The following is a 12180-nucleotide window of genomic DNA, read 5'->3' on the forward strand; positions in this document are numbered from 1 at the left end:
AAAAGGAAGGAGGAAGTGCCAGTGATTTCAGAAACTCAAAAATGGAAAGCGGGGCAGAGAGCAGCAACTGATAAGCTCTCTTCTCCGAAAGGGTTATTTAAAAAAGGACGCGGTATCGTTCTTGGTTCAATTTTGCCAGTCGTCCTTCTTATTGCTTGGGAGCTGGCTGCGAAAGCTGGATTGCTTGCGCCGCACCTGCTTCCGGCACCAAGCGTTATTTTAGAGAAGATATTAAGCATGTATAAGGATGGTTCTCTATTCGGCCATGTTTCTATTACGTTAACACGCGTGTTCTTAGGATTTGCGATCGGTACGGGCGCTGCGGTTGTGATTGGAGCCGTCGTCGGGTATGCCAAAACTGCTGAACAGCTTCTTGACCCATTGTTTCAAGCGATTCGTTCCATTCCTTCACTCGCATGGGTACCGTTATTTATTTTATGGATGGGAATCGGTGAGCCTTCCAAGATCTCATTGATTGCAGTCGGCGTTTTCTTCCCGGTGTATTTGAACATCGTAGCAGGCATTCAAGGAGTTGACCGAAAGCTGATAGAAGTAGGCAAGATTTATCAGCTATCTCCATTTCAGCTGACGAAACGCATCATTTTACCAGCATCATTGCCATCTTTTATTACAGGGATGAGAAGCGGCCTTGGACTTGGCTGGATGTTTGTTGTCGCAGCAGAACTGATGGGAGCTAGTGAAGGCTTAGGGTATTTGCTGGTGGTCGGCCAAAACACGTATTCACCTGACACGGTCATTGCCAGTATCCTGCTTTTTGCCGTATTAGGGAAAGTGACAGACGCGATACTTAAATGGATTGAATACCGCTCTCTTAGATGGCAGGACAGCATAAGCAACCAAGCGTAGAAGGAGGGAAAACAGATGCTTCAGATTAACCGATTAAAACGGACGTTTAACAATAACCAGGCTGGATTTCAGAACATTAATTTTTCCGTGGCTAAGGGAGAGATCATCGGTATCTTAGGTACAAGCGGCTGTGGTAAAAGTACTTTACTTCGTGTACTTTCAGGACTCGATCCAAACTACGAAGGGAAAATTTCTTCTAAAGATGGAAACGACAATATCGGAATGATGTTTCAGGAACCGAGACTTCTGCCATGGCTGTCTGTGAAAGATAATATCTCATTCGGTTTAGTAAAAGAAGAACGGAAATCAAACAAATATCAAACGTATTTAGATCTTGTAGGATTGACTGGTTTTGAAAATCATTATCCGAAAGATCTCTCTGGCGGGATGGCGCAGCGGACAGCAATCGCAAGAGCGCTAATCACAGATCCTGAGGTGCTTCTTTTAGATGAACCCTTCAGTGCACTAGACGCATTTACAAAAATGCAGCTGCAAGATCTCCTTCTATCAATCTGGCAAAAGAAGCAAACGACGATGCTGCTTGTCACACATGATATCGATGAAGCTCTCTACCTTTGCGATCGAATCTTCATCTTAAAAGGGCAGCCTGGAGAAGTTTTTGCTGAAGTAGCTGTTGAGAAACCAAAACCGAGGACGCGTGGAGATGCATATCTCTCAAAACAGAAGGCACATATATTGAATCTATTAAATGTTGAAAAGAAAGCAGCAGGTGATCAGCGATGACAAAACTAGGAGCCATTGAGCCTGTAAGCGGGATCTATAATGTAGTGACTGACAGAGATGGGGCACCATTTTCTTGGGACTCCATAACAGAAAGGTTCAACAGAAGAAATGATGGGAAGACGAACATGGCATATGAATGTGTGGACCGCCATGTGGAAGAGGGACGCGGAGAAAAGGCAGCCCTGTATTACTTGGACGATTCACAAGAGTTTAAGATCACGTACCAAGAACTCAAGGAAACAACAGATAGATGGGCAGCAGTACTTTCTAAGCATGGTGTAAAAAAAGGAGATTTCGTATTTGTCTTTTTGCCAAAACATCCTGATTGCCATATTGCAATGCTAGCGGCTATTAAACTAGGAGCAGTTGTAGGTCCTTTGTTTGAGGCATTTATGTCTGATGCGGTAAGAGACCGCATTGCAGACTGTGAAGGAACTTTTTTAATTACAGACCAAGACCTCTATAAGCGCGTGCCACGGAATGAGCTTCCAAGTCTCCATACTGTCTTTTTAACAGGTGGAAACGGTGAAAACGGAGAGATCTCGCTGCAAGAGGAGCTTAAAGCAATTGGAGACGTTGAGAGCCAGATAGAGTGGGTCGATCCTGAACATGGTTTGAATATCCACTATACGTCTGGTTCAACTGGAAAGCCGAAAGGGATCATTCATGCTCACCGAGCAATGACACAGCAATATCTAACCGGCCGCTGGGTGCTTGATATTCAGGAAGACGATGTATATTGGTGCACGGCGCATCCAGGCTGGGTTACAGGAACAGTGTATGGCGTATTTGCACCACTTCTAAATGGAGCGACGATCGTGGTCCACGGCGGGCGTTTTAAAGCAGAGCAATGGTATGAAACGCTGCAAAATGCCGGCGTAACAGTCTGGTATAGTGCTCCTACTGCATATCGGATGCTGATGGCAAAAGGGAATAAGCTTCCTGAACAATATGATCTTTCGAAACTGCGTCATCTTTTAAGTGTCGGTGAGCCGTTAAATCCAGAGGTTATTTTTTGGGGCAAAAATATTCTTGGAAAAAGAATTCATGATACGTGGTGGATGACAGAAACAGGTGCACAGCTTATCGTGAACCTGCCGAATGAAACGATCAAGCCAGGATCGATGGGAAAACCATTTCCGGGAATTACGGCAACTGTTTTAGATGAAGAAGGAAAAGAACTGCCTCCGTTTTCTGTTGGCCATTTAGCGATCAAAGCACCTTGGCCGGCCATTATGAGGGAAGTGTGGCAGAACGCCGAGAAGTATAATTCTTATTTTGGATGGGGTGACTGGTACGTTTCGGGTGATCTTGCTTACCGTGATGACGATGGCTATATCTTTTTCCAAGGACGTTCGGACGACATGATCAATTCATCAGGTGAAAGAATCGGTCCGTTTGAAGTCGAGAGCAAGCTTATTGAGCACGAAGCTGTGGCTGAAGCAGGAGTGATTGGAAAGCCTGATCCGATTCGGGGAGAAATCGTTAAAGCGTTTATCGTGCTGAAAGATGGCTATTCACAGAGCAGTGATCTGTTAGAAGAGATCCGTGTCTATGTTAGAGGAGAACTCGCGGCACATGCAGCACCGCGCGAGATCGAAGTGGTAGAGGAACTCCCGAAAACAAAGATCAGCGGAAAAATTTTGCGAAGAGAGCTGAAGGCCCGTGAGCTGCAAAAACTTGCTTGAACCAAACCGGAAAATCGGCAAAGTAAGAATCGGTGATTTTGCCTTAGAGTCAGGTCAAGTAATAACGGATGCTGAGTTGGCTTTTGAGATAACTGGAAATACGAAGGGACCAGTGCTCCTGCTATGTCATGCTCTTACTGGAAATCAGCATGCATACGGTTCAGCAGAAGAGCCAGGCTGGTGGAGAGGACTGATCGGACCCGAAGGATATATTGATACAAACCTTTATCAGGTTATTACGTTTAATGTTCTTGGAGGATGCAGCGGTTCAACAGGTCCAGCGAAGGTTAATCCGGAAACAGGAAATCCCTATCACAAAACGTTTCCCTTTGTTACGGTCCGAGACATGGTTCGTGCTCAGCGGCAGGCGTTAGATGTTCTAGGCGTACCAAGGCTTTTTGCTGTTTTAGGCGGTTCCCTTGGCGGCATGCAATCGATGGAATGGGCCGTTCAGTATCCTTATTTTATGGAAAAAGTATTCATTTTCGCAGCTACACCATACCTAAATGATTATGGTGTAGGTTTTAACAGGATGGCGATTCACGCGATTGTAAATGATCCTGTCTATAGAAGCGGCAGACGTGCTGAAGGAGAAAGACTAGTAGGTTTGGAGATTGCAAGGATGGCAGGACTTCTAACATATCGTCAGCCGAAGCTCTTTAATGACAGATTTCAAAGGGAAGTACGTGAGACAGATATTGAAGGAAAGCCTTATTTTCAAGTGGATTCCTATTTAAATTATCAAGGAGAAAAATTGACGAAACGATTTGATGTAGATAGTTATTTGACCCTTTTATATGCGATGAATGCTTATGATATCGGTGATAAGCTGGGCGGCTGGGAACGGGCAGCCTCACAGATTCAAGCGGAAGTCCATGCTTTCGGATACGAAGGCGACCTGCTTTATCCGCCAGAAGTGATTGAGGGCTTTGTAAAACACACTCGTTATGGAACTTTTTATTCGATTGAAACAGACTTTGGGCATGATGGTTTCTTAGTAGAGTTCGATAAGTGGGGACCTTATGTAATGAATGCATTAGATCAGGAGAGGAGGCTGCAATATGGCACCTATTAAAGCGGCATTGCTTGGTTTTGGAACAGTCGGGCAAGGTGTTTATGAAGCGTTGAAGACTCACAGGGAACAACTGAAATCTGTACTGGGTGAGGAAGTCATTATCGAAGCCATCTTAGTAAAAGATGGTGCTAAAAAGCGGGATGTTGATGAACATATCCTTGTAACGACTAACTTTGATGAAGTTTTAAACATTCCAGATCTGCAGATTGTTTTCGAAGCCATTGTGGGAGAAGAACCAGGCTTTACTTATTTAAGCAAAGCCATTGAAAAAGGGTGCCACGTTATCACGGCCAACAAAGTGATGTTTGCCAGACACGGTAAAACATTGCTGGAAAAGGCAGAAACAGCCGGTGTTTCAGTGGGCTTTGAAGCAACGACTGCTGGGGGAACACCGATTATCCGCAGCATTTCACAGCTGTTGCAGGTAAATAATATTCTATCGGTCGAAGCTATATTAAATGGTACCTCTAATTATATTCTGACTAACATGCGCGAAAAAGGTTCAGCTTTTGAAGATGTGTTAAAAACAGCTCAAGATCTTGGGTATGCAGAAGCTGATCCCGTTAATGATGTAGAAGGATTTGACGCTTTTTATAAGCTCATGATTCTTAGCGAATTGTCTTTTGGAAGTTCTCCAAACTGGGATGAGGTAGAAAGAAAAGGAATTACTGAAGTTTCGTCTGAGCAGATTGAAGTGTTTACCCGCTGGGGCTATAAGGTGAAGCATTTGGCGCGGATCAGAAGTGACCACGGTCAATTCACAGCTTCTGTAAAGCCGGTGCTTGTTGATACGGAGCATCCTCTATACGGTGTGGAAGATGTACAAAACGCGATCATGGTAGAAACAAGTCTTGCGGGCAAAGTGACTGTTCAAGGTGCAGGCGCAGGCAAACTCCCAACTGCAAGCGCGATGGTTGAAGATTTGACTTATGTGCTTCAATCTAATTCAGGAGCAGCTGTGAGAAAGAAGCAGTCTGTATTGAAAGCTGATTCTTCGAGTAGTGAATCAGTCGGATCATTAGTTGGGGAATACGCCGTAATCGGTTCATCCGTAGGTTTTAATGGATCAGATGATATACAGCTTCTAAAACAAGATGTTAGAGGAGACTTGGTTTATTTGTTGATCAGATGTCACGAAGAAACAGCTGAATCGTTAAAAGCAAATTCTGATATTGTTGTATATGAAGTGGCGGGGAAGTTGGAACCAGCGGAAGTAAAGGGGGAAGAAAGAGATCTCGTGCTTCAAAGAGTGATTAATCTTTAAAAATAAATGCTTCATCAAGTGGATGTTGAAAACATTGCAGAGTGGCTCCTGCAGTGTTTTTTTGTTTTGTGTGTACTGATGGCAAGCATAAAACCTGAATGGCGAGCATAAAACTCCGTGAACGCGCATAAACCTTCCTGAGCGCGCATAAATCTCCGTGAACGCGCATAAAACTTTCTGAGCGCGCATAAAACTTCGTGAACGCGCATAAATCTCATAAATTGCCTAGAACGCGCAGAAATTTTCATAAACAAGCGTGAATCTAGGCAAATAAACATAAAAAAATTCACAAACATTGAAAAACTGGCTCATTGATGCATAGAGCCAGTTTTATTATTAATTATTAATCTTCATCCACATAATCCTCATTCACAACAGTAAATTCATCAATTAAATTTCCATCAGAAGAGGTTGTTGTAAACGTTATACGACCTTTATCTACATGTGCACTCATGGATACTGCGATATTGTCGGTGTTAACGAAATCGAACTTCTCATCAACCACAGCATCGTAATGCTTGTTCCCTGTAGTTCCTGCAACGACATATACAGTTCCATTTGAATCTTCTTGTCCATTTTTTAATTTCTTTGTTCTCCCATAGGAATGATCATGGCCGGAGAAGACGATATCAATCCCTAATTCATCAGCTACAGGCGGTATTTTTTCTTTCATCAATTCGTTACCGCCAAACGGATTGGTGTAATAAGGAGGTTGATGTGTAACGAGAATTTTCCAGGGCTTATCCGAATGAATCATATCTTCTTTTAGCCATTGAAGCTGCTGATCTAAAATATTGGCATCCGTTGAATAACCTAAAACACTGATGTGCATGTTATTGTAGTCAACAGAATACGTTCCGCCTTTATCGATTTCAGGTCCATTCTCTGGAAAGTTTAAGATCGCTTTTGCTAGCGAGCCATCGCCATCTCCCATATATTCATGGTTACCCAGAGCAGCAACTAAGTCGGTTGAATTAATATTTTCGTATTTGTTAAATACCCCTAGCGTTTGATCCCATTGATTGAACTTTGAAGATTCATCAATGATATCTCCAACATGAATCATGAACGCTGATTCTTTTTTATCCAACTCCCCAAGAATTTTGTCTAAATGACTTAAGTCAGAAGGGGACTGTGTATCTCCTAACACAGCAAAATCAAAGGTTTGCTTTCTTTTTAAAGTAGTAAATTCCTTCAACTCCGACCAGTGTTCACCATCACCGACGCGGTAAACATAAGTCGTGTCTTGCTGCAGCTTTTTAAGTAATACTTCATTAACCCTTACGATCCCATTTTTCTTAATATCCAGTTCACCACTGAAAACCTGATCACTTGAAGATCCGATTTGCTTTATAAAAATAGAAGCACCTTTTCTTTCAAAGTCATCCTTCTTTGCGTACTGGACGAAAGCTGATTGATCCATTGCAAGCGGGCTTGACATCCATGTGAATCCTTTTGTTTGATACGGGTTGCCTGTGGTGGTAGAAAGGATATTCTTAAATTCTGTTTCACTAACTAGAGCAGGGTAAGACTGTGTTTCGATTTTAAAAGAATACTTTCCGTCTTTAACTGCATATAAAGTGATTTTTTTAATTTCATCTGTGAGAGATTCAACTTGAAGCGTACCGTTCGAGTCTGTCGCTCCAAGTGAAATCTGATCTTCTTCTCCTTCAATAACAGCTAATATCTCCGCATTCTCTACTGGTCCGCCATTGTTATCTTTAACTGTGAGCAGTGTTGGTTTTCCAATTAATATGGGTTCATGATCCAATCCAAATACTGCTTTAACTGGTATACTTACAGGCTTCATTGAAAAAGTGGAAATGAAATTTTCTTCCTTTGGTGCACTGTAAGTAATGTCTCCTTTTACTAGTTCGTACGTTAAGTGACTGCCTTCCTTCGTTGAAGCAGGGATTTCAGCTTTTATCGTGGCAGCATCCGCACTTTCAGCCGTTTCACCTGAATTTACTAGATCTAATGTAAGGATTCCAGTTTCATCGTTATAACTTGAAGTACTTGACTTGAAGTGATCTGAGAAAAGAACTTCTTTTACAGGATAGTGCTTATCGATCTTCATTTGAATAGAAGAACTTGAGAGCTTATCGTTTTGGACTGTATTCACCACTAGGTTCAAACCAGCTCCTAAATATGCTTGTTCCTGTCCGTGATGAATTTCAACTTTTGCAGATCCTGTGTTCACTGTAAAATAACTTGTATGAATCGCCTGATTACCAAACTTATCGGGTACAATTAGAGTTACCTTATGCGTGCCGTCTGCCCATTTATAGCCGCTTAATGAAACAGAACCGTCCATGTCGTAAGAAAAATGTCCTTGTGCTTTTGCGTAGTCTTCGCCATCCACAAGAAAACGAATTTTCTCCCAGTCAATGCCCGTCTTAAATGGATCTTCTTCATATTCGTTTACTTTTGCTGTGATCGTAACTTCATTAGCTGTAAAGTCTTTTCCGTCCGTATTAACGGAATGTATAACCGGAGGGAAAAGGTCATCCACTTTTTCACCGTATACTGCCCGGATATTATCAAAATAGATAGATCCTTTCGTCATAGGTCCCGTTATACCTGACTTCGTAGACATCATTCTGATTGCTTGTGTTCCTGAGATTTTAAATGGACCGGTAAAAGAAGACGGAATTTCTGCCTCGATATATTTCCAGCCAGTCCAGTCAACACCTGGGTTTTCTTCGGTAAGGTTAATCGTCTGATTTTTACCATTGCCATCAACTATGTACATTCTTAGCCAGTATCCTTGTGCTTCAGGTGTTCCATAAACCCACATTCCAATGCTTGAAGGATTGTCTTCAATTGCTGTATGTGTGCCAGAACCTGCGTAAACACCTAACGTGCTTCCTTTTTGGGCATTTGTAAAATCAAAATCTAACCTTAAAGACTGTTCATCGAATCGGACAGGATCAGGATACTCAGAAAGAGTCAACGTTCCTTTTTCACCACGGTTGGCAGTCGATGTTTTCCAGTTTCCTAAACCATTTTCAAAATCATATAAAACGATCGGGAGCTGTCCAACCGTTACGTTTATGCTTGCTTCAAGAGATGAACCTTTTAAATGAGCTGTAATGGTGCCTTTGCTATTTTGATTACCGGTATGGAGAACCCCATTTTCATCAACAGTTCCCATTCCCTCAGGTATTTCAAATTCAATATCTTGCATATTCCATTTCACGTTTCTTTTTTGAAAACGAGTCATGAGGTCTAATTGTGTATCGCTGTTTCTGGCTACGGTCAGCTCATTTGAACCAAAAAACATTTCATCCGGGTTTTCAATTTCAATGATACTTCTGCCTACCTCTAAACCATCATGTTTTAATAGGATATGAAATTGACCGGTTTTTCCATTTGAAATGAACTCCCCATTTTCGATTGTTCCAAAAGAGGAATCAGATAACTCCCAAGTCAAACCATTGTCAGGGAGCGGAGCAGAGGCAAAAGACTTGTCCCGTCCTTTAGCTTTGAATTCTATTGTTGACCCCGGGGTAAAAGATTTGTCGTATGGTTCAATATATGCTGAATGGAAAACGTGATCAGAAGGTTCTTTTGTTACAACCAGCCAGGAGTTTGCGACACTTCTTTCGTTTCTGTCAGAAGGCTGGTTGTCGACTTCAAGATCGTCACCGCCTAGCTGACGTGTTGTGAAAGTAGATGAGCCGCCACCATCAAGGTTAAGAGCGGAAACTGCGCCGAGATCAATCATTAGTTGTGCTAAGTCTTTCATGGAAATACCGGCTGAATAAGGTTCCTGCCTGCCATCAATAACTGCGAAGAAAATATCTCCATCTGCTTTAATGCCTACAGCCGTTCTAGGTTCTTTATCTTGTCCGGTTTGTGGAGTTTGATAGATTTGGCTATTTTTTACGAGGACTGCATTGCCGCCAAGTGCTTCTTTTAGTTCATTTTTTACTGCTTCATAATCAGTGGAGTTACCGATAATTGCGCCGCCGTCTTTCTTTATTCCAAAGAAATTCCATGTTCGGCCGTTGTAATCTTTAATGGCTCTTCCATCCTTATGGACGATTCCATGTGGTTCACCTGTAGCCATGTTATAGAAGTCTGCATTTACAGCTGCAACTACTTTGTGGTTTTCTCCATCTGCAGCATCCGCTTGTGCCCGGACCGGCTGCAGACCAAAACCGTCTCCATCATTAGGTGTACCTGCTTCTATTGCTACATTAGGATTATGTAAATCAACGTCTACTACAAAACTCTCAATCTTTTTACCTTCTTTTCCTTCAAAACTATAGTGCTTTTCTTTTACACCTGGAGCCAGGTCTGCACGGTATTCATTAATAGGAGTTTGAACAATTTCAGATGTTAAGTCGAACTCTCCTAAAGCTGATGTTAAACCTGGTGAGATTGTACTGCTAATGACTGATAAAGCAAGGGCAGAGGGGAGCAGTTTCATTTTCCAACTATTTTTCATTTCTTCCTCCTGTAAACATTTTTTTGGACTTGCTAGTTTATTCATACAGGTTTACGATAATGGAAAAATATTAATTTAATGTTATTAATTTGTAATTATGTTATATAGTTATACTAAAAAACTAACTTGCTAGAAACAATAGGGCGAAAGTTGTCCAATTTTAATAGGTTAGGAGTCACAGATACGAAAATGATTATTTTCTGGTACAACCCTAAAGTTTAAAAGACCTGCCCTCCTAAGAGTACAGGCCTTTTCTCTCTCTAGTTCTCTATCTCTGTATTCATACGAGGGGTTGTTCTAAGCAAAAGGTTTTAACGCAATTGATTGCTAGATTAATTCAGCGCATTACTTCCAGCTTGGAAGAAAGGTGGTGATTAACACCAGCCTCCTCCGTAACCGCCGCCGTAACCACCGCACCAGCAACACCCAACGATGATTAACAAGATAAATAGCACTACGATCAAAGCAAAGCTGTTTCCGTGTGACTTAAATCCCATATAACCCACCTCCTTCTTTACAATGACAGATTATTAAGCGTACAAGTTAAAGGTTTGGGCGGGATTAGCCCATTTTTTCGGGACAAGAGCGGAATAGTGATCATACTTGAAAAAGATAAAAGTTGTATCTACCGAAATTTGGATTAAGGTATAATTACAACAACATTAATGTGGGATTAGAGGATTTGTTCTGGGGGTATTTTATGTTAGATATTATGCTTTATCTGTTCTTTGTCTTTCCGGTTTTGAGCTTATTGTTAGGTCTTTTTGGCGGTCTTTTGAACGTCGCCAGCTGGAAGACAGCATTAGCCGGTGCAATGATTTTTGCAGGTTTCTATATTTACTGGTCGTCATCACTGACACCTGAAGGGGATTTAGGTGGTGCAGCGGCATTTTTAATAATCGATGTATTAATTATCTACGGCGTAAACCGTCTTGTACGTTTAATAAAATCTTTTTTCAGGAGCTGATAAGATGTATGGAATTCTTGGCTTTTTTGATCGTGATACAGAAGAAAAAATAGATGAATTAAGGCAAGGAATGAAAGAGGCAGGTATAACTGATTATGGGATGAGACCGCACGTTACAATTGCGACTCACAATGAGCTGGAAGTTGAGTTATTTAAAAAAGAAATGGAAAAGTACTTTAAAAATCAGTCTGCTGTGCAGTTATTTATACCGTCAATTGGAATGTTTTTAAACAGTGGTACATTGTACGCAGCCCCAACTAAAGATCCAAGTTTAACAGACTTTCACTCTAGGTATCATGAACGGTTTATGGGAATAACCGATCCGAAATCTTTATATGCCCCAGCACAGTGGGTTCCTCATTGTACAATTGCCAGTCATTTGACACATGAAAAGCTGGTGGAAGCTTTTGATTACTCGGTGAAATATCTGGAGCCTTTCACTGCCAGAATTGAAAGTGTAGAATTGCTCGAGCTTGTGTTTGATGAAGATGTTTGTACAGACATGAAGGATATTTTTACAGTAGATTTAAAGAGATTTGATAGCTGAAGTTTTAAAGGATCTATTGTATGGTTATACATATAAATAGCCATATAGAAAGGAATCGAATTGATGTGGAACGAATTTAAGACTTTTATTATGCGCGGCAATGTGATGGATCTTGCCATTGGGGTAATCATCGGGGCAGCATTCGGAAAGATTGTAACTTCTTTAGTTGAAGATGTAATTATGCCTCCGATCGGTCTATTGCTAGGAAAGGTAGATTTTAGCAACTTATACATAAACCTCGGAAAAGGGGATTATTCCTCTTTGGCTGAAGCAAAAAGAGCGGGAGCGGCAACGCTGAATTATGGACTTTTTATTAATACGCTCATAAATTTCTTTATCATTGCTCTTGTTATTTTCTTAGTTGTGAAGCAGATTAATCGTTTAAAAAGAAAAGAAGAAGTGAAAGAACCGGATACGAAAGAATGTAAATATTGCTTAACTACAATTCCATTAAGAGCAGTTAAGTGTCAAAATTGTACAGCAGATTTAAATGATGATGCAGTAGTTAGACAGCCTTCAGAATGAGAGGGCTGTTTTTTGCATTTTAAGACGTCAGCAAAGTTTTCTATATCATG

At 41.4% G+C, this 12180-nt stretch carries 10 protein-coding genes; 8 read left to right on the forward strand and 2 right to left on the reverse strand.

The window, feature by feature from the left end:
• Nucleotides 1-21 precede the first annotated feature (21 nt).
• From ACFQ4X_RS01580 to ACFQ4X_RS01600, 5 genes are read left to right on the forward strand one after another with little or no spacing between them, the layout of a single operon-like run.
• A complete protein-coding gene (locus ACFQ4X_RS01580) occupies nucleotides 22-867 on the forward strand; it encodes an ABC transporter permease (RefSeq protein WP_379832815.1) in 846 nt (281 codons plus the stop codon).
• Between the two features lie 15 nt (nucleotides 868-882).
• Nucleotides 883-1611 carry an ABC transporter ATP-binding protein gene (locus ACFQ4X_RS01585; protein WP_379832816.1) on the forward strand — a complete coding sequence of 243 codons (729 nt, stop codon included), beginning with the start codon at nucleotides 883-885 and terminating at the stop codon, nucleotides 1609-1611.
• Nucleotides 1608-3299, forward strand: a complete 1692-nt coding sequence (gene acsA / locus ACFQ4X_RS01590; protein ID WP_379832817.1) for an acetate--CoA ligase — start codon at nucleotides 1608-1610, stop codon at nucleotides 3297-3299. Before ACFQ4X_RS01585 ends, acsA begins: the two co-directional genes overlap by 4 nt.
• A complete protein-coding gene (gene metX, locus ACFQ4X_RS01595) occupies nucleotides 3277-4374 on the forward strand; it encodes a homoserine O-acetyltransferase MetX (RefSeq protein WP_379832818.1) in 1098 nt (365 codons plus the stop codon). Before acsA ends, metX begins: the two co-directional genes overlap by 23 nt.
• Nucleotides 4361-5638: a homoserine dehydrogenase gene (locus tag ACFQ4X_RS01600; RefSeq protein ID WP_379832819.1), complete on the forward strand. Its 1278-nt coding sequence runs from the start codon at nucleotides 4361-4363 to the stop codon at nucleotides 5636-5638. The genes metX and ACFQ4X_RS01600 overlap by 14 nt, the downstream gene beginning before the upstream one ends.
• A gap of 343 nt (nucleotides 5639-5981) precedes the next feature.
• On the opposite strand, the gene ACFQ4X_RS01605 is transcribed toward ACFQ4X_RS01600, so the two are convergent.
• Both ACFQ4X_RS01605 and ACFQ4X_RS01610 read right to left on the reverse strand, forming a co-directional pair.
• A complete protein-coding gene (locus ACFQ4X_RS01605) occupies nucleotides 5982-10091 on the reverse strand; it encodes a phosphodiester glycosidase family protein (protein WP_379832820.1) in 4110 nt (1369 codons plus the stop codon).
• Nucleotides 10092-10465: 374 nt separating this feature from the next.
• Nucleotides 10466-10588 (reverse strand): YjcZ family sporulation protein, encoded by a 123-nt coding sequence (locus ACFQ4X_RS01610; protein ID WP_130296567.1) that lies wholly within the window; start codon nucleotides 10586-10588, stop codon nucleotides 10466-10468.
• 203 nt (nucleotides 10589-10791) lie between these two features.
• Here ACFQ4X_RS01610 and ACFQ4X_RS01615 point away from each other — a divergent pair, with 203 nt between their 5' ends.
• The 3 genes from ACFQ4X_RS01615 to mscL all read left to right on the forward strand — a co-directional run bounded on the left by ACFQ4X_RS01615 (nucleotide 10792) and on the right by mscL (nucleotide 12130).
• Nucleotides 10792-11058, forward strand: a complete 267-nt coding sequence (locus tag ACFQ4X_RS01615) for a hypothetical protein (RefSeq protein ID WP_379832821.1) — start codon at nucleotides 10792-10794, stop codon at nucleotides 11056-11058.
• Nucleotides 11059-11062: 4 nt separating this feature from the next.
• Complete coding sequence (locus ACFQ4X_RS01620; protein WP_379832822.1) at nucleotides 11063-11605, forward strand: 2'-5' RNA ligase family protein; 543 nt, start codon at nucleotides 11063-11065, stop codon at nucleotides 11603-11605.
• Between the two features lie 63 nt (nucleotides 11606-11668).
• Entirely contained in the window at nucleotides 11669-12130 is a 462-nt protein-coding gene (mscL, locus tag ACFQ4X_RS01625) for a large conductance mechanosensitive channel protein MscL (protein ID WP_379832823.1), read from the forward strand.
• The last annotated feature ends 50 nt before the right edge of the window (nucleotides 12131-12180 follow it).

Origin of the sequence: Fictibacillus halophilus (assembly GCF_042680145.1) — a bacterium.
GTDB lineage: Bacteria > Bacillota > Bacilli > Bacillales > Fictibacillaceae > Fictibacillus > Fictibacillus halophilus_A.